At 30.9% G+C, this 19,769-nt stretch carries 16 protein-coding genes; all 16 read left to right on the forward strand.

Annotated features, from left to right (window positions below; translation table 11 throughout):
* The first annotated feature begins 41 nt into the window (after positions 1 to 41).
* The 16 genes from HUU89_RS04625 (at position 42) to nifJ (ending at position 19,372) form a co-directional block, all read left to right on the forward strand.
* Complete coding sequence (locus HUU89_RS04625; protein WP_175301095.1) at positions 42 to 599, forward strand: DUF402 domain-containing protein; 558 nt, start codon at positions 42 to 44, stop codon at positions 597 to 599.
* The gene (gene tsaE / locus HUU89_RS04630) at positions 574 to 1,044 is read left to right on the forward strand and encodes a tRNA (adenosine(37)-N6)-threonylcarbamoyltransferase complex ATPase subunit type 1 TsaE (protein WP_022000905.1); all 471 of its coding nucleotides are present in this window, start codon (positions 574 to 576) and stop codon (positions 1,042 to 1,044) included. Before HUU89_RS04625 ends, tsaE begins: the two co-directional genes overlap by 26 nt.
* Positions 1,022 to 1,627: a tRNA (adenosine(37)-N6)-threonylcarbamoyltransferase complex dimerization subunit type 1 TsaB gene (gene tsaB / locus HUU89_RS04635; protein ID WP_175301096.1), complete on the forward strand. Its 606-nt coding sequence runs from the start codon at positions 1,022 to 1,024 to the stop codon at positions 1,625 to 1,627. The genes tsaE and tsaB overlap by 23 nt, the downstream gene beginning before the upstream one ends.
* The gene (rimI, locus tag HUU89_RS04640; protein WP_175301097.1) at positions 1,618 to 2,058 is read left to right on the forward strand and encodes a ribosomal protein S18-alanine N-acetyltransferase; all 441 of its coding nucleotides are present in this window, start codon (positions 1,618 to 1,620) and stop codon (positions 2,056 to 2,058) included. The genes tsaB and rimI overlap by 10 nt, the downstream gene beginning before the upstream one ends.
* A gap of 2 nt (positions 2,059 to 2,060) precedes the next feature.
* Complete coding sequence (gene tsaD / locus HUU89_RS04645; protein WP_032090310.1) at positions 2,061 to 3,083, forward strand: tRNA (adenosine(37)-N6)-threonylcarbamoyltransferase complex transferase subunit TsaD; 1,023 nt, start codon at positions 2,061 to 2,063, stop codon at positions 3,081 to 3,083.
* Position 3,084: 1 nt separating this feature from the next.
* Complete coding sequence (locus HUU89_RS04650; protein WP_032090309.1) at positions 3,085 to 3,717, forward strand: redox-sensing transcriptional repressor Rex; 633 nt, start codon at positions 3,085 to 3,087, stop codon at positions 3,715 to 3,717.
* 10 nt (positions 3,718 to 3,727) lie between these two features.
* The gene (gene asnS, locus HUU89_RS04655; protein WP_032090308.1) at positions 3,728 to 5,110 is read left to right on the forward strand and encodes an asparagine--tRNA ligase; all 1,383 of its coding nucleotides are present in this window, start codon (positions 3,728 to 3,730) and stop codon (positions 5,108 to 5,110) included.
* A gap of 52 nt (positions 5,111 to 5,162) precedes the next feature.
* Positions 5,163 to 6,629: a metallophosphoesterase family protein gene (locus HUU89_RS04660; protein WP_175301098.1), complete on the forward strand. Its 1,467-nt coding sequence runs from the start codon at positions 5,163 to 5,165 to the stop codon at positions 6,627 to 6,629.
* Positions 6,613 to 7,995: a D-2-hydroxyacid dehydrogenase gene (locus tag HUU89_RS04665; protein WP_175301099.1), complete on the forward strand. Its 1,383-nt coding sequence runs from the start codon at positions 6,613 to 6,615 to the stop codon at positions 7,993 to 7,995. Before HUU89_RS04660 ends, HUU89_RS04665 begins: the two co-directional genes overlap by 17 nt.
* A 64-nt stretch (positions 7,996 to 8,059) precedes the next feature.
* Positions 8,060 to 9,643 carry a DEAD/DEAH box helicase gene (locus tag HUU89_RS04670; protein WP_147579665.1) on the forward strand — a complete coding sequence of 528 codons (1,584 nt, stop codon included), beginning with the start codon at positions 8,060 to 8,062 and terminating at the stop codon, positions 9,641 to 9,643.
* Positions 9,644 to 9,798: 155 nt separating this feature from the next.
* Positions 9,799 to 12,432 (forward strand): pyruvate, phosphate dikinase, encoded by a 2,634-nt coding sequence (ppdK, locus tag HUU89_RS04675; protein WP_022000896.1) that lies wholly within the window; start codon positions 9,799 to 9,801, stop codon positions 12,430 to 12,432.
* Positions 12,433 to 12,536: 104 nt separating this feature from the next.
* Positions 12,537 to 13,436 (forward strand): alpha/beta hydrolase, encoded by a 900-nt coding sequence (locus HUU89_RS04680; protein WP_119363510.1) that lies wholly within the window; start codon positions 12,537 to 12,539, stop codon positions 13,434 to 13,436.
* 233 nt (positions 13,437 to 13,669) lie between these two features.
* Positions 13,670 to 14,677 carry a DNA-processing protein DprA gene (locus HUU89_RS04685; protein WP_032090304.1) on the forward strand — a complete coding sequence of 336 codons (1,008 nt, stop codon included), beginning with the start codon at positions 13,670 to 13,672 and terminating at the stop codon, positions 14,675 to 14,677.
* Positions 14,661 to 15,275 (forward strand): rhomboid family intramembrane serine protease, encoded by a 615-nt coding sequence (locus HUU89_RS04690; protein ID WP_147579667.1) that lies wholly within the window; start codon positions 14,661 to 14,663, stop codon positions 15,273 to 15,275. Before HUU89_RS04685 ends, HUU89_RS04690 begins: the two co-directional genes overlap by 17 nt.
* A gap of 9 nt (positions 15,276 to 15,284) precedes the next feature.
* Positions 15,285 to 15,740, forward strand: coding sequence for a hypothetical protein (locus HUU89_RS04695; RefSeq protein ID WP_032090302.1), 456 nt, complete (start codon positions 15,285 to 15,287; stop codon positions 15,738 to 15,740).
* Positions 15,741 to 15,862: 122 nt separating this feature from the next.
* Positions 15,863 to 19,372: a pyruvate:ferredoxin (flavodoxin) oxidoreductase gene (gene nifJ, locus HUU89_RS04700; RefSeq protein ID WP_175301100.1), complete on the forward strand. Its 3,510-nt coding sequence runs from the start codon at positions 15,863 to 15,865 to the stop codon at positions 19,370 to 19,372.
* Positions 19,373 to 19,769 lie beyond the last annotated feature (397 nt).

Genomic DNA, 19,769 nt, shown 5'->3' on the forward strand with positions numbered 1-19,769 from the left:
AATTTGTGTATAATGTAAATGTTAATAAGGAGTCGTTTGCTGTGGAAGATATTGTAGGAAAGAAAATCTTAATACATGGATATAAACATAATGGTAAAATACATAGATGTTGGTCAAAGGGACTTGTTTTACAAGAAACGGATGATCATTACATTGTTATTAATAATCGGACATTGGTGACAGAATCAGATGGCAGAATGTGGCATACACGTGAACCTGCTATTTGGTATATGCCCAAACATAAATGGTACAATGTAATTTGTATGATTAGAAAAACAGGAGTGTATTATTATAGTAATATTGCTTCACCAACTTTATATGATGGAGAGGCTTTAAAATATATTGATTATGATTTAGATTTAAAAGTATTTCCAGATGGAAACTATCGCATTTTAGATCAAGAAGAATATCGTCAACATGCTCGTGAAATGGGCTATAGTGATGAATTAGACAAAATTTTAAAGAAACAACTAGATGTTTTGATTGATTTAGCGGTAAAAAAGGGAGGACCATTTGATCAGAATTTTACTAAGAAATGGTATGGTTTTTATCAAGATTTAAAAGAGGGTTATTATGGAAAAAGTGATTACTATAAATAATAGAGATGAAACATTAGCTTTTGGTGAATATTTAGGAAAATTACTAAAACCGCATATGTTATTGACACTTAATGGTGATTTGGGTGCAGGCAAAACAACCTTTACTAAGGGAATAGGAAAGGGTTTAGGAATTAAAAGAATTATTAATTCACCAACTTTTACAATTTTAAAACAATATCAAGGAAATTATCAATTATCTCATTTTGATGCTTATCGCTTAGAAGGACAAAGTGAAGATTTAGGCTTTGAAGAAATTTTTGATAGTGATGATATTTGTGTGGTTGAATGGCCAGAATTTTTAGAAGATATTTTACCTCAAGAACGTTTAGCAATGACGATAAAAAGAATCGATGATGATCATAGAGAATTTATTTTAAAACCAATTGGTAAAAAATACGAAGAACTTGTAAAGGAGATTGAATATGAAAACAATTGTCATGGATAGTGCTAATAAGTATTTAGTAGTAGCTTTATATGAAAATCAAAAATGTTTAGCTTCTTTACAAGAAGAAGGAAATCGAAAGCAATCTGAGTATGCAATCGTTTATTTACAAAAATTATTACAAGAAAATCATTTAAAAATGAGCGATTTTGATGAAATGGTCATTACTATTGGACCGGGTTCTTATACTGGTGTACGTGTTGCTTTAACGATTGCGAAAACATTAAATGCAACGATGAATATTAAGGTAAAAACTGTTTCTTCTTTAAAGGCGATGGCAGGAATGAAAAAAGCTATTTCTATTTTAGATGCAAGAAGCCATAAATTATTTCTAGGAATTTACAATGAAGGAAAGGTTATTGTTGATGATTGTTTAATAAATATTGATGAATTTGAAAATTATCAAAAACAATATACTGATTATGAAATTGTTGGTGATACACATTTAGTAGGAATACTTGAAAAAGAAGTGGATCTTGCCAAGCATATTTATACACTTTCTACTTTAGAAAAAGAAATAGAAAATGTTGATGGTCTTGTTCCAAGATATATTAAGGAAGTTGAGGCTAAAAAAATATGTCAATAAGAGAAATGAAAGTTGATGATTTAAAAAGAATTGTAGAATTAGAAAAAGATCTTTTTTTATCACCATGGAATGAAGAAGATTTTATACATGAATTAAAAGAAAACCCTATGGCGGGTTATTATATTCTTGAAAAAGAAAATCAAATTATTGGATACATAGGATTATGGTTTTTAGGTGATCAATGTCAAATTACAACAATTGCGACGGATCGACATTTTCAAGGACAAGGGTATGCAAGCCAACTGATGGAATACGCTCTTGAAAAAAGTGAAGAATTACATTATCAAAATGTTAATTTAGAAGTACGTGTTTCAAATGTAAAAGCAATTGCTTTATATCAAAAATTTGGGTTTAAAAATGTTGCTGTTAGAAAAAGATACTATAGCAATGGTGAAGATGCGTATTTAATGATCAAGAAATTGGAGGGATAGAGATGTCATTATTACTAGCAATTGAATCAAGTTGTGATGAAATGGCGATGGCTGTCTTAAAAGATCAAAGAGAATTTTTAAGTAGTGTCGTGGCAAGTCAAATCGACATACATGCAATGTATGGTGGTGTTGTCCCTGAAATTGCCAGCCGTAAGCATGTTGAATGTGTATCTGTTGTTTTAAAAGAAACGTTAAAACAAGCAAATATAAAAATGGAAGACCTTGATGCTATTTGTGTAACAAAAGGTCCAGGACTTGTTGGCTCTTTACATATTGGTTTACAAGTCGCTAAAACACTTTCTTTGGCTTATGATAAACCATTAATTGGGGTTCACCATATTGCAGGGCATATTTATGCAAATAATTATGAAAAAGATATTGTTTATCCAGCACTATGTCTTGTAGTCAGTGGTGGGCATACAGAGCTTGTTTTGATGAAACATCCTTATTCTTTTGAAGTGATTGGTGAAACTTTAGATGATGCTGTTGGAGAAGCATATGATAAAGTGGGAAGAGTTTTAAATCTTCCTTATCCAGGAGGACCGGTTTTAGATAAAATGGCTCATTTAGGAAAGGCAAGTTATCATTTACCTAAACCATTAGATGATGATAGTTATAATTTTAGTTTTAGTGGTTTAAAATCAGCAGTAATCAATTTAGCACATAATCATAGACAAAAAGGTTTAGAAATCAATCAAAATGATTTAGCAACGTCTTTTCAAAATGTTGTTGTTGATGTTTTGGTCGATAAAACGATTCGAGCTGCTAAAGAATATGGTGTTAAAGAAATTATGTTAGCTGGTGGGGTTTCTGCTAATAGGGGTTTAAGAGAAAAGATGAAAGAGCAAGTTGCCATGTTAGAAGACGTACAATTGTCTCTTCCACCAATGAAATGTTGTACAGATAATGCAATGATGATTGCTTTAGCAGGAAAAGTTATGTATGATAATAATAAGTTTAGTGATTTATCGCTTGGCATTAAACCACATCTTGATTTAGAATTAGAATCAATAGGAGGGGATTAGTGTGGAGAAAAAAATATCAAAAGCGACAATGTCCCGTTTTCCTGTTTATTTAAAAGCGCTTAGAAAAATGCAACATGAAGGAAAAGAAACATGTTTATCGAGTGAATTGTTTGAAATTACAGGAATACAAGATACAACAATTAGGCGTGATTTTACATATTTATCAAAAACGGATAATTTTGGTAGACGTGGAAGAGGCTATGATGTTAAACATCTTATAGATGGTTTAAGTGAAGTTTTAGGTTTACGATTAGATGAACCTATTATTTTAATTGGGGTTGGCAATTTAGGAAGTGCCATTTTAAAATATAATCGTTGGCAATATACAGTAGGTAAGATTGTTTGTGGTTATGATATGGATAAAAATAAAGAAGGGGAAAGATTTGGTGTGAAAATTTGTCATATTGACAAGTTGGAAGAAACTTTTCCAAGTGATTGTAAAATTGCTATTTTGGCGATTTCAGAAAATGTTCAAGAAACAGTGGATCGTTTAATGAAATTAGGCATTAAAGGAATTGTAGATTTTACGCATAGTCATTTTATGGTTCAAGAAGGCGTTGAAGTCCAAACAGTAGATGTTGTGGTAGCTATTCAAGAATTAGTAATTAAAATGAAATCAAATGATCAAGAATAGGGAGAGAAAAATGTTTGAATTTATTACAGTAAGAGAATTATATGAATTATATATCAATGATAGAGACCAATTAGATGGTATTGAATATGTTGAATTACAAGGATGGATCCGTACAAATAGAAATAGTGGGAAAATCGGATTTTTAGCTTTAAATGATGGAACATATTTTAAAAATGTACAAGTTGTTTATTTAGATGAAATTATTGATAATTATGAAGAAGCTTCTCATATTTCTACAGGAAGTGCTGTTAAAGTAACTGGTAAATTAAAATTAACACCAGATGGAAAACAACCTTTTGAAATTGAAGCAACACATTTAGTGGTTGAAGGAACTTGTGATGAAGATTTCCCATTACAAAAGAAAAGACATTCTTTTGAATACATGAGAGAAATTCCTCACTTAAGACCAAGAGCAAATACTTTTTATGCAATCTTTAGATTAAGATCTGTTTTATCAATGGCTATTCATGAATTCTTCCAAAACCAAGGATTCGTTTATGTCCATACACCAATCATTACTTCAAATGATGGTGAAGGTGCTGGAGAAATGTTTAGAGCAACAACAATCGATAATACAGAATTTGATAAAGATTTCTTTGGAAAAGAAGCTTATCTTACAGTTACAGGACAATTACATGTTGAAGCTTTTGCTTTAACATATCGTGATGTTTATACATTTGGACCTGCCTTTAGAGCGGAAAATTCAAATACTTCAAGACATGCTAGTGAATTCTGGATGATTGAACCTGAAATTGCTTTTGCTGACTTAGAAGATGATATGGATTTAATTGAAGATATGGTTAAATACTGTATTGATTATGTCTTAGATAATGCACCAGAAGAAATGAAATTCTTTGAAAGCATGATTGATAAAGAATGTATCAAACGTATCAAAGCAGTTAGAGATAGTGATTTTAAACGTATGACTTATACAGAAGCAATCGATTATTTATTAAAAGCAGATGTTAAATTTGAAAATAAAGTAGAATGGGGTATGGATTTAAATTCAGAACACGAACGTTATATCTGTGAAAAAATTGTTGGTGGACCAGTATTTTTAACAGATTACCCTAAAGAAATCAAAGCATTCTATATGCGTTTAAATGATGATGGTAAAACAGTAGCTGCTTGTGATTTACTTGTTCCAGGAATTGGTGAACTTGTTGGTGGATCACAACGTGAAGAAAGATATGATGTCTTAGAAAAAATTATGGATGAAAAAGGAATGGCCAAAGAAGGATTACAATGGTACATGGATCTACGTCGTTTTGGTGGATGTAAACATGCTGGATTTGGTTTAGGATTCGATCGTTTCTTAATGTATTTAACAGGTATGCAAAATATTAGAGATGTTGAACCATTCCCAAGAACTCCAAGAAATTTAAAATTCTAAAAGCCTATTCGTTAGGCTTTTTTTTGTGTATAATATGTGGGAGGTGACACACATGAATGAATATGATTTGATGAATCTCTATTTTAATTTTATTTTTAAAGACGGTAATAAGTCATTTAGGAATGTGTATGCAAGTTACGAACAACTTGGAGAATTTAAAAATTGGTTAACAAAACAAAATATAAAATTTCCATTTGTACATCAAATTCAAAAAAATGAATGTGAGTTACTTTTTAGAAGTAAAAACTTTGAAACCTATGATACGGCTTTTAAAACAAGTTATGCACATGATTTTCATAAATATATAGCAAAGGAAAAAGAAAAATATCAAGTCATTTTATTATCGGGAATCGATCAGCAATTCTTGGAAAATTTTGATAATAGTTATAATCATGATTTGATGCGCGTTTTTTGTATAAAAAAGGCATTGAAAGAAGATATCTCTTTATATGGACCTTTTCATCTGTTTTTAAATGCTCTTTATCAAATAGATTGTTGGCCTGGTGTTTTTATATTTAAAGGAGAGCAAAGTGTTTTTTATCCTGTAAAAAACATAGAGGAAGTAAAAGAATGTTTTAGACTAATAGAAACAAATAAGATTTTTGAAAAGAAATGTCAAACAAATGAAGATCAATATTTTATACAACTAAGTGATCTTCATTTAGGAACAAAGAAAACAGACAATGGACTTATTGTATTACAGGATAGTCTAGATGAACTTTATCATATGCTTCCTCATGATCATCAACTTAAATTTTTGATTACGGGTGATCTAATGAATTCGCCTAATCGTAAAAATATGTATGCAGCTTCTCATTTTATGAATCGTTTAAAAAGGAAATATCATAGTGATGTAACGTTTGTTTTAGGGAATCATGACGTCATTGTTTATGGCTTGAATCTTTTAAAAAAACAAAAGACAAAAGTGGTAGCTTATTTGCTAGGAGAAAATATTAAAGTTTATCCGGATGTTAAAATGATTGTGATCAAAATAGATTCTACTTCCCAAGGAAATCTAGCAAGGGGAATGGTCGGGCAAAGACTTTTACAAGAAATTGAAGATGAGTTATTATCTATTAATCATTTAGAGGATTATACTTTGATTGCTATGATGCATCATCATTTAATGCCACTTAGAAAAGATGATTTTTTGAAAATAAAATGGAATGAAAAACTATTCATGGGGAAAATTGCTGACTCGACAAAAGCCCTTGTGGATGCTCAAGATGTAATGTATTGGTTAGAAAAACATCATGTACGTTATATTTTCCATGGACACAAGCATATTCCTTGTGTTGTAAAAAAAGGAAATACATATATTATGGCAGGAGGTTCTTCTTGTGGAGGAGGTACCAGAGAAAGAAAAAGCAGTTATTTAAGTTATAATTTATTGAAATATAATCGTAAAGATCAAGCGTTTAAGTATTGTTTTGTATTCTATGATGATCTTACAAAACAAGAAAGACATCGTGTAAAAATAAAATTATTTATGGAGGATCAAAATGAAGTTAGTAGATAAGATGAAAGATGAAAATTTAGGACTTGCAATCCTATATAACTTTACAAAAGGGTATGGGCATGTTCCAATGAGTGTTTATGATGTAGTTTTACCATTTCTTTATCATGATGGTTTTAGAAATCATTTATTTGAAGGGGTTGAAGTAGAAGAAGCCCTTACTAAATGTGTTCAAGAGGATGCTTCTTTTATTCAAAATATATTAGATACAATTGAAAAAGATAAAGAAATGACATCAAGAGCATTAGGGATTTGTCTTTTAAATAAATATTTAAGTTTTGAATTTGAAGATAATGAAATGAAAGGGATTTATCATGAAAGCTCTATTTTAGATATTAATGAAGCAATCAATTTAGGAAAATTCTTTTCAGGAAAATCTTATGAAGATATTTTAAATATTTTAAAAAAAAAGAGTTCTAGCGTTGTCTTTTTAGATAGTGTTTGTTTAGGAGATGATGTTGATCTTTCTAAGTTGAATCAATTTGGACAAGTAACGATTTATAAACAAAGTAATCCAGAAGAAGTCATTGAACGTATTAAAGAAGCAGATATCATTATTACGAATAAATGTTTACTTACCGAAGAAGTCTTACAATATGCTTCTAAAGTAAAACTTATTTGTATTACAGCAACAGGTGTCAATAATGTTGATTTAGATTATTGTCATCGTCGTGGTATTACGGTATGCAATGTGGCAGGGTATTCTTCTTTAAGTGTTGCGCAACATACTTTTGCTTTAGCTTTAGAACTTTTACATAAAAATAGTTATTATCATAATTATGTTCAAAGTGGTCAATATAGTGAAAGTGGTATGTTTAGTCATATTGGACCTCGTTTTTATGAATTACATGAAAAAACATGGGGGATTATTGGTATGGGAAATATTGGACGTACGGTTGCTAAAATTGCTGAAGCTTTTGGTTGTCAAGTTCAGTATTATTCGACAAGTGGAAAAAATACGAAGCAAGATTATCTCTCAGTTGATTTAGAAACATTATTAAAAACAAGTGATATTGTTTCTATTCATTGTCCTTTAAATGAACAAACTAAAGGATTAATTGGTGAAGAATCATTTAAGTTAATGAAAAAAGAAGCGATTTTAATTAATGTAGGACGTGGTGGTATTGTTGATGAAGAAGCACTGGTTGAAGCTTTACAAAATAATGAAATTGCCGGGGCAGGACTCGATGTTTTTGAAAGAGAACCACTTGCAAAAGAAAGTCCTTTACTACAAATTAATGATGCTTCAAAACTTTTAATGACACCTCATATTGCATGGGCAACAGTAGAAGCAAGAAATCGTTTGTTTGATTTAGTCGTTGATAATATTCAAGGTTTTTTAAAGGGTGATTTAAAGAATGTATGTTAATGCATTCTTTTTTTGCATTTTAAAATGAATTATGTTATACTCGAAAAACTTGAGGAGAAAATGAATGAATAAATTTGAAAAATTAGGATTAAGTGAAGAATTATTAAAATCAATCAATGAATTAGGTTTTGAAAAACCAACACCTATTCAAGAAAATATTATCCCTGTTATTTTGGAAGGCTATGATGTCATTGGACAAGCACAAACAGGAACAGGAAAAACTTTGGCGTTTTCAAGTATTTTACTTACAAATTTAAAAGAAAGAAAAAAGAAACCACAAGCGTATATTTTATCACCAACAAGAGAACTTACCATGCAAATTCATGAAGAATTAAAAAAACTTGGAAAATACAGTTCTTTACGTTTTGCTTGTGTTTATGGTGGTAGTGGTATTGAAAAACAAATTAAATCGATTAAAAAAGGTGTTGATATTGTCGTAGGAACACCGGGAAGAATGATGGATTTAATGAGACGTAAAGTACTTCAACTAGATGAAGTTTCTTACGTGGTTTTAGATGAAGCTGATGAAATGTTGAATATGGGATTTGTAGAAGATATTGAAACGATTATTTCTAAGACAAATCCAGAACATACAACGATGTTGTTTTCTGCAACGATGCCAGAAGGTATTAAAAAAATTGCGAAAAATTATATGAAACCAGATTATAAGCATATTCAAGTTAAACAAAAAACAGTGACAGCTAATACAGTTAAACAATATTATTTTGAAGTTAAACAAAAAGACCGTTTTGAAACATTATGTCGTATTATTGATAGTGAAACTGTACAATCAGGAATTATTTTCTGTCGTACTAAAAGAAGCGTTGATGAAGTAACGGAACAAATGCAAAAGGCCAATTATAATGTAGAAGCGATGCATGGTGATTTAAATCAAGATCATCGTATGAGAACTTTAAAGAAATTCAAAGAGGGAACAATTCATTATTTAATTGCGACAGATGTTGCCGCTAGAGGAATTGATGTAGAAAATATTAGTCATGTTATCAACTATGAATTACCTCAAGAAGTAGATCTTTATGTACATCGTATTGGACGTACAGGGCGTGCGAATCGTGAAGGAAAAGCCTATACAATTGTTGTAGGAAAAGAAGAACGCTATTTAAAAGAGATTGAAAGAAAAACAAAATCTCATATTGAAAAATTAGAAGTACCAACATTAACACAAATTCACCAACATAAAGTAACAGAATTAATGTATAAATTAGAAGATATGATTTTACATGGAGAACATAAACCAATGAAAGATTTGGTAAATCAAATTGAAAATCATATGTTAAAAGATGTAACGGCAGCTTTAATAGAATTATCTTTAAATCAAGAAATTGGTTTTCCTTATACAAAAGAAAAACTTGAATCTTCATCAAAACGTAAAAAAGGTGCAAGTGAAGGTTATACACGTTTATTTTTAACGGTAGGATCTATGGATAAAGTAAAGAAAAAAGATATTATTCATTTCTTGGTCTCAAAGGCAAATATTAGAGAAAGTGATATTCAAGGAATTGATATTAAAAGAAAGTTTACGTTTGTAAATATTAATGATAAAGCTGTAAAAAAAGTAATGAGACATTGTCAAAAAGAAAAATTAAATGGACGAAAAGTAGAAATAGAGCAAGCAAATAGCCGTTAGGCTGTTTCTTGTTCTATTTTTTTAAAAAAAAATTAAAGGCGATAGAATCAACATAATTAATAAAATTTTATGAAAGCGGTATCAATTTATACTTGAATGTAAGGGCTATCATGTGTATAATTATATTAGTTGATTAATTAGGAGGATTGATTGAAATGAAACAATATGTTTACTCATTCAAAGAAGGAAATAAAGATATGAGAGTCATCCTTGGAGGTAAAGGTGCAAACTTAGCTGAAATGACAAGCATTGGTTTACCTGTTCCACAAGGATTTACTGTATCAACAGAAGCTTGTACTGCTTATTATGAAGATGGAAAACAAATTTCACCTGAAATTTGTGCGCAAATTGATAATAAATTAGCTGAATTAGAAGCTGAAACTGGAAAAAAATTAGGAGATCCAACAAATCCATTGTTAGTATCTGTTCGTTCTGGAGCAAGAGAATCAATGCCAGGTATGATGGATACTGTTTTAAACTTAGGTTTAAATGATGAAGTAGCTACTGGATTTACTAAAATTACAAATAATGAAAGATTCGTATATGATAGTTATAGAAGATTCATTCAAATGTTCGCAGATGTTGTTATGGGATTCCCAAAAAGCTCATTTGAAAGAAAATTTGATGATATCAAAGAAGAAAAAGGGGTTGAATTTGATACAGATTTAACTGCTGAAGATTTAAAAGAAGTTGTTGCTATTTATAAAGAAGAATACAAAAAACATGCGGGAGTTGAATTCCCACAAGATCCAAAAGTTCAATTAATGGAAGCAATCAAAGCTGTATTCCGTTCATGGAACAATGATCGTGCAATCACTTACAGACGTTTAAATGATATTCCTGGTTCATGGGGAACTGCTGTAAACGTTCAACAAATGGTTTATGGTAATACAGGAGATACTTCTGGTACAGGTGTTGCCTTCACTCGTAACCCTGCAACTGGTGAAAAGAAATTATTCGGTGAATACTTAATGAATGCACAAGGTGAAGACGTTGTTGCTGGTATTCGTACACCACAACCAATTGCGACATTAAATGATGTTATGCCAGAATGTTATGAACAATTCTGTAAAGTATGTGACATTCTAGAAGAACATTATAGAGATATGCAAGATATGGAATTTACTATTGAAAATGGTAAATTATTCATGTTACAAACTCGTAATGGTAAAAGAACTGCACAAGCCGCTTTAAAAATTGCGGTTGATTTAGTAAATGAAGGAATGATTACTAAAGAACAAGCATTATTAAAAGTAGAACCAAGACAATTAGATCAATTATTACATCCAAACTTTGAAGAAACTTCATTGAAATGTGCTCAAGTTGTAGCTACAGGATTAGCTGCTTCTCCAGGTGCTGCAACAGGACGTATTTATTTCACTGCAGAAGATGTTATTGAAGCTCATAAAAATGGTGTTCAAGATATCTTATTAGTTCGTCTTGAAACTTCACCAGAAGATATCGAAGGTATGAATATTGCTCATGGTATCTTAACTATCCGTGGTGGTATGACATCACATGCAGCTGTAGTTGCTCGTGGTATGGGTACTTGCTGTGTATGTGGATGCGGAAGCTTAAGAGTTGATGAAGAAGCTAAAGTATTAATGACACCAGATGGTAAAAAATATCATGAAGGTGACTATATGTCATTAGATGGAAGTACAGGTAATGTTTACGGTGAAAGAATTAAAACTGTAGAACCTGAAATCAGTGGTGACTTTGAAACATTTATGTCATGGGCTGATGATGTACGTACATTAAAAGTTAGAACAAATGCTGATACTCCAAGAGATGCTTTACAAGCTCGTAAATTTGGGGCAGAAGGTATTGGTTTATGTAGAACAGAACATATGTTCTTCGAAGAAGAAAGAATTTTCAACTTCAGACGTATGATTACTGCTGAAACAGTAGAAGCAAGAAAAGAAGCGCTAGAAAAAATCTTACCATATCAAAGATCTGACTTTAAAGAATTATTTAAGGCAATGGAAATCTATCCGGTAACAATTCGTTTCTTGGATCCACCTTTACATGAATTCTTACCACATACAGATGAAGAAATCAGACCTTTAGCTGAAAGTTTAGGTATGACATTTGATGCGTTAAAAGCACGTGTTGAATCATTAAAAGAATTCAACCCAATGATGGGTCATCGTGGATGCCGTTTAGCAGTAACTTATCCAGAAATTGCTGAAATGCAAACAAGAGCTGTTATTGAAGCTGCAATTGCTGTTAATAAAGAAGGACAAAACGTTGTTCCAGAAATTATGATTCCATTAGTTGGAGATATTAAAGAATTAAAATATGTTAAAGATGTCGTATGTAAAACTGCTGATGCAATTATCGAAGAAGCAGGTGTTGAATTACCATATAAAGTTGGTACAATGATTGAAATTCCTCGTGCTGCATTAACTGCAGATGAAATCGCAAAAGAAGCTGAATTCTTCTCATTTGGTACAAATGACTTAACTCAAATGACTTATGGATTCTCTCGTGATGATGCTGCTAAATTCTTAAATGAATATTATACTAAGAACATCTTTGAATCTGATCCATTTGCTCACATTGATGAAAATGGTGTTGGACAATTAATGCAAATTGCTATTAATAAAGCTAAACCAGTTCGTCCAGATATTAAATTAGGTATCTGTGGTGAACATGGTGGAGATCCTAGAACTGTTGAATTCTGTCATAGAATAGGTTTAACTTATGTTTCATGTTCTCCATACCGTGTACCATTAGCACGTTTAGCTGCTGCTCAAGCTGCTGTTAAAGAAAAAATGGGTAAATAGTTTATAAGGAGGGTAGTGAAAACTACTCTCTTTTTATTTGTGTGAAATTCAATTATTGAAGTTCTCTTTTTTTAGTGAAATAATAAAAATTAGGAGATGATAAAATGACGTATGAAGAAATGATAGAAGATGAAACTTTTATTGAGGAAATGCAAACACGTATCATGTCTGATCAAGAAATGGATACTATGTATATTCCTGATGTTGAATATATGAATATTGATGGAATCAGTCGTATTTTACAAATATTAGTACCTCGTAAAAGGGTAATGGAAAATGAAAAATATCCACTAATTGTCTATGTTCAAGGGTCTGCTTGGCATAAACAAAATGTTTATCAACATGTAGGACAACTTAATTATTTATGTAAACAAGGTTTTGTTGTAGCTATTGTACAATATCGTGAAAGTGATTTAGCGCCTTTTCCAGCACAAATAGAGGATACCAAAACAGCAATTCGTTTTTTAAGAAAACATCATGAAGAATATTTTATTGATGAACAAAATGTTTTTTTATTTGGTGATTCATCAGGTGGACATGTAGCTTTAGTAAGTGGACTTACAAGTAAATTACCATTATTTAACGGTAATTTATATTCTGAATATTCTAATGAAGTACGTGCTATTATTGATTTTTATGGTGTGGTTGATATTACGATGGAAGATGGTTTCCCAACAACAGAAAATCATCAACAACCTGATAGTCCAGAAGGATATTTAATTGGAAGAAAAAATGTTTTAGAACATTTAGATATCGCTCGCCAAACAAGTCCAATGACATATTTAGATGGTGATATTCCACCTATTTTAATTGCTCATGGAACAAAGGATCGTTTAGTTGCGTTTAAACAAAGTGTTAAACTTTATAAGGCTTTAAAAGATAAAAATAAAGAAGTTATTTTTTATCGTATGAAAGGGGCAGATCATGGTGGACCTATGTTCTTTTGTGAAGAAATGCTTGATGAAGTAATTAAATTTATAAAAAAGAGCATAGCTCATGATTAATAAATAGGAATATGGTAAAACATTAGTACAAAATGAAGCGTTAAGTGTAACTTTTTTTCTTTTGATAAAGGAGAATCAATTGTAATGCCTGCTGGGTTGCCACATGCAGTCTATGGAAAAGAACAATTTAAAATGTTATTAGTTGTTGTCTTTTAATGATTGCTATGATGAAATATCATCATAGCTTTTTTTTATGTTAAGATTGGTCTATAATAATTATAAAGGTGAGTATTATGGAAAAAATAATGTTGAATTTAAATAGTTTGGCAACGATGTTATGTACATGTGATTTATATGCGTATGATGAAGCTGCTTTAACAAATGACGAGTGGTTGGAAGTCGAAAAAAATTTAAAAGTTCATGGGTTAAATGGTCCAAGCAGTCTTTTTGGGTTAAATAGTGATGAATTGATGGACATATTAGATATTTCTGAATATAGTGCATATAAAATTGTGCGACGAATGAAATCGATACAGTTTTTTTTAAAAAAATTGCATGAATATGAACAACAAGGAATTCGTATTATTACTAAATATGATGAAGAGTATCCTCAAAATCTAATCAAGAAAATGAAAAAGAGTGCACCCCTTTGCTTATTTATTGCAGGAACATTACCGGTGAAATTTGAAGGTATTTCTATTACGGGATTGCAAACAGTTTCTAAAAAAGAAAAAGGATATGTTAAACGACTTGTTGATAAGATCAATAATGAAGATAAATGGTTGATTTCTAATGATTGTAAAGGAATTGATCAAGAAGCCTTTCATTATGGATTGCATCATCATAGTCAAATAATTTGCTTTGTTTGTGAAAATATGCTAAATAAAATACAAGAATATAAAAAGAGTATTAGAATGGGGAAGGTTGTTTTTTTAAGTGCTGTCGATCCTGCTAAAAGATTTACTGTTACTCATGCTATTGATAGAAATAGTTATGTATGTGCTTTGTCAATGTTTCAAATTGTTGTTTCAAGTAAAATAAATAGTGGTGCTACTTGGTTTACAATCATGCATAATATGCATCATAATTGGACTGTTTCATTGGTTCTTGATAATGATTGTTTTGGAAATCAAAGACTACTAGAAATGAAAACAGTACCAATTTATATAAAAAATATTGTTTCAGATACAAGTTTTGAGATGATTTATGAACTTAATAAAAAAGAAAATATAGAAGAAGTTAATATTGATCAAATGTCAATATTTGAATTTATAGGAGATACGAATGAATCAAGAATATAAAATATATAAAATTACATACTTTTTGATGGCTGTGAATGTTATTACATATCTGTATACTTCGTTAAAATATGGTTTATCAATGTCTGCTATGCAAGGGATACAAGTTGGAGGTTTTAATCCTTTGTATGTTTATTACTATCATGAATATTACCGGTTGATTACAGCTAATTTTATTCATTTTGGTTTAATGCATATTTTTTGTAATGTTTATTCTTTATATAATTTAGGAATGTTAATGGAAAAAATATTAAAAGAGAAAAAATATATTATCGTTATTGTAGTTTCGATGATTTCGACAACATTATTTTCTTATTTGTTATTTTTATTATTTAATATTGGTACAAATAGTGTGATGGGTGGTATTTCCGGTGTTATTTTTGGACTTATTGGTTCGCTTTTAGCACTATCTGTTTTATATGGTGATGTGTATAGCTATTTGTTTAAACAAATTGTTTCTAGTGTTGTATTGATGCTTTTTATTTCGGTGGCTGTTCCTTCGATTTCTTTAGTGGGTCATTTGGGCGGAATGATTGGTGGATTTGCTGCAACGTTTGTTTTAGAAAAGATAGATTCAAAAAAAGAAAGAATAATAAATTAGGGGGATATAATGAATTTACAAGAAAAATACAATGAATATAAACAAAGGCAAGAGGCCAAAAAGTTTTTTAATCAAAATAATGATTATCATTTATCAATAAGTGATTATATAAAAATGTTTGTTGTTGGTACAGTAATTGCTATTTTTTCAACAATTGCTTTTGATTTTATTAGTTTACAAATAGGGTGGAGCTTTTCATATTTTGATATTTTAACAGGTTATTTTACAGGTTTTATTGTTTTAAAAATAGCACGTTATGGAAGCGAAAAAGTTGGGATCATTTCAGTGATATGCTATCTACTTGGAACGCTGTTTACACCGATATTGACATATTATGCTTTTTGGGGTCAATCTCTTACTTTGATGATAGCTATTCAATTAGCGATAGGACAGTTTAGCAATCTTTTTTCTTTAGTTTTTATAGCTATTGGAGCAATGACAGCGTATATAACAAGTAAAAATTAGTAGGACTATAAGGTCCTATTTTTTATTTTTGATAGAAATAGTAAGCGAATTCATGAATTCGTGTAGTCAAAATGTTTGGAAAGTAGTATAATAATAGAAGCAAAAGGAGGAATTTTTTAATTATGGCTAAGAAATATTTGTCAATGGATGGGAACCAAGCTGCTGCTCATGTTGCATATGCATTTTCTGAAGTAGCAAGTATCTATCCAATCACACCTTCATCTCCAATGGCTGAACATGCTGAAGCATGGGCTGCAAATGGAATGAAGAATATCTTTGGGTCTCCTGTGAATGTTATTGAAATGCAATCAGAAGCAGGTGCTGCAGGTGCAGTTCATGGGGCTTTACAAGGTGGTGCTCTAGCAACTACATTTACTGCATCTCAAGGATTGTTATTAATGATCCCAAACCTTTATAAAATTGTTGGTGAAAATTTACCAGGTGTATTCCATGTTGCTGCACGTGCTTTAGCAACTCGTTCACTTAATATCTTTGGGGATCATCAAGACGTGTATGCTTGTCGTCAAACAGGTATTCCAATGATTTGTTCACACTCAGTACAAGAAGTAATGGATTTAGGAGGAGTTGCTCACTTAACAGCAATTAAAGGGTCTGTTCCAGTAATGCACTTCTTTGATGGATTTAGAACATCTCATGAAATTCAAAAAGTAGAAGTTATGGATTATGATGTATTAGAAAGCTTATTAGATAAAGAAGCTTTAGCTAAATTTAAAGCAAATGCATTAAATCCTCATACAAACCCAATTGAACGTGGGGGAGCTGAAAACGATGATATCTACTTCCAAGGTAGAGAAGCTCAAAATAAACATATCGATGCAGTTGTAGAAATCGCTGCTGATTACATGAAAAAAATCTCAGAAGTAACAGGTAGAGAATATGCACCATTTACTTATTATGGTGATCCAAATGCTGATAGAGTTATTATCGCTATGGGTTCTGTTACTGAAACAATTAAAGATACAATTGATGAAATGGCTAAATCTGGAGAAAAAGTTGGTTTAGTTAAAGTTCATTTATATCGTCCATTCTCAGCAAAATACTTATTAAAAGTATTACCTGCTTCAGCTAAGAAAATTGCGGTATTAGATCGTACAAAAGAACCAGGATCTGCTGGTGAACCATTATACTTAGATGTATGCAGTGTTGTAAAAGATGCGGATGTTTTAATTGGTGGACGTTATGGTATGGGTTCTAAAGATACAAACCCTGCTCAAATTAAAGCTGTTTATGATCATTTGAATTCTGATAATCCATTCAATAGTTTTACTATTGGTATTGTTGATGATGTTACTCATTTATCATTACCAACTGAAGAATTTAATGTAACAGGTGACTATACAGAATGTCTATTCTATGGTTTAGGATCAGATGGTACTGTATCAGCTAATAAATCATCTATTAAAATTATTGGTGATCATACAGATTTATATTCTCAAGCTTACTTTGCTTATGATAGTAAAAAAGCAGGTGGAACAACTCGTTCTAACTTAAGATTTGGGGCTTCACCAATTCGTGCTACATATTATGTAAATAATGCAGACTTTATCTCATGCTCATTAGATAATTATGTATTAAAATATGATATGTTGAAAAACTTAAAGAAAAATGGTTCATTCTTATTAAATACAGAATTCTCTAAAGAAGAAGTTGCTGACTATTTACCAAATAGAGTGAAAAAACAATTAGCTACAAAGAATGCTAAATTCTATATTATTAATGCTAATAAGATTGCTATGGAAATTGGGATGGGACGTCGTACAAATACTATTTTACAATCTGCGTTCTTTGCATTAAACCCACAAATTTTACCAATTGATAAAGCTGTTGAATATATGAAAGAAATGGCTAAAAAATCTTATAGTAAAAAAGGTGATGCCATTGTTCAATTAAACTACAAAGCAATTGATGCTGGTAAAGATGCAATTGAAGAAGTAACAGTTGATCCAAAATGGGCTGATTTAGAAATCCAAGAAACTAAGAAATTAACAGGTGATGATCATTTTGATAATTTCGTTTCTGTAATCAACGCATTAGATGGTAATGATTTACCAGTTTCAGCATTCATGGATAAATTAGATGGTTCTATGAAATCTGGAATGGCTTATATGGAAAAACGTGGAATTGCGACTATGGTCCCTCAATGGAATAAAGATGACTGTATCCAATGTAATAACTGTGTTATGGTTTGTCCTCATGCTACAATTCGTGCGTTCTTAATGACTGATGAAGAAATCGCTAATGCACCAGAAGATATCTCTAATGATGTTTTAAAACCTATGGGTAAAGGTGTTGACGGATTATCTTATAGAATTCAAGTTTCACCAGATAACTGTGTTGGATGCGGTTTATGTGTTGAACAATGTTTAGGAAATAAAAAAGGTGAAGCTTTAAAAATGGTTAATGTTCATGAAGAATTAGAACATGCTCCATTAGCTGATTATATCTATAAAGAAGTAGAATATCGTGATGATAAATATCCTACAACTACTGTAAAAGGTGTTGGATTCAAGAGACCATACTTTGAAGTATCTGGTGCTTGTCCAGGATGTGGAGAAACTCCATATTATAGATTAGCAACTCAATTATTTGGATCAGATATGATGATTGCAAATGCTACAGGATGTAGTTCAATTTATTCTGGTTCTACACCATCTACACCATTTACAACTGATAAAAATGGTCAAGGTCCAGCCTGGTGTAACTCATTATTTGAAGATAATGCTGAATTTGGCTATGGTATGAAATTAGCTCAAAACTATAATGAAGCTCATATGATTCAAGTAATGGAAGAAGCTAAAGATGCTTGTGAACCCGAATTAAAAGAAACTATTGAAAAATACTTATCTGTAAAAGGACAAAGAAGCGAAGAAAAAGCAATTGTTCCAGAATTATTAAAATTAGTTGAAGCATCTTCAAATGATGCGATTAAAGAAGTTTTAGATAATAAAGGTAACTTAGTTTCTAAATCTCAATGGATTGTTGGTGGAGATGGATGGGCTTATGACATCGGTTATGGTGGATTAGATCATGTTATCGCTAATAATGAAAATGTTAATATTTTAGTATTGGATACTGAAGTATATTCAAATACAGGTGGACAATCTTCTAAATCATCTCAAGCTGGTTCAATCGCTAAATTTACTGCTGGTGGTAAAACAGGAGCTAAGAAAGATTTAGCACAAATCGCTATGGCTTATGGTCATGTTTATGTTGCACAAATTGCTATGGGTGCAAATCCTGCACAAACAATTAAAGCAATGAAAGAAGCTGAAAGCTATGATGGACCATCATTAATTATTGCTTATGCTCCATGTCAAGCACATGGTATTAAAGGTGGTTTAGCAAATCATCAAGCTGAACAAAAACGTGCAATTGATTGTGGATATTTCAACTTATTAAGATATGATCCAAGATTAGAAGAACAAGGAAAGAATCCATTACAATTAGATTCTAAGACTCCAAACTTTGATGGATTTAAAGATTACTTATTAGGTGAAAACAGATTCTCACAATTATTAAAAGTAAATCCAGAACATGCAGAACAATTAATGGCTAAATGTCAAGCTGATGCACAAAAACGTCGTGCTCGTCTAGAAAAAATGGCTCAATAATTAAAATGAAATCCATTTGGTTAATTCCAAATGGATTTTTTTGTAGTTATTAAATATAAAATAATCGATTTTTAAAAGTAATAAATTCATTCTTTAGTATCTAAAATACTCTATAAACACCAAATCATAAAAAACATCAAAAAAGATCAATGGGAAAAATGTTGATATAAAGGCAGAAAAAGAGGGGAATAGAGAAAAAAATAAAAAAAGGACAAGAAAAAGCTTTACAAAAGGGAGAGAGGATGGTAATATAAATGGGCACTCGACGAGAGAGACGAGTGAGAGGACATTGAAAACTGAACAGGAAAGAATAAAACACAACGTCAATTAAGTTTAAGAAATAAAAAAGAGCTAAACAGACCAAAGTTGTCTGAAGAGATAGAAGGACAATGGAGAG

The sequence above is a fragment of the Faecalibacillus sp. H12 genome (genome assembly GCF_013361255.1).
In the GTDB taxonomy this organism is placed as follows: Bacteria; Bacillota_I; Bacilli_A; order Erysipelotrichales; family Coprobacillaceae; genus Faecalibacillus; species Faecalibacillus intestinalis.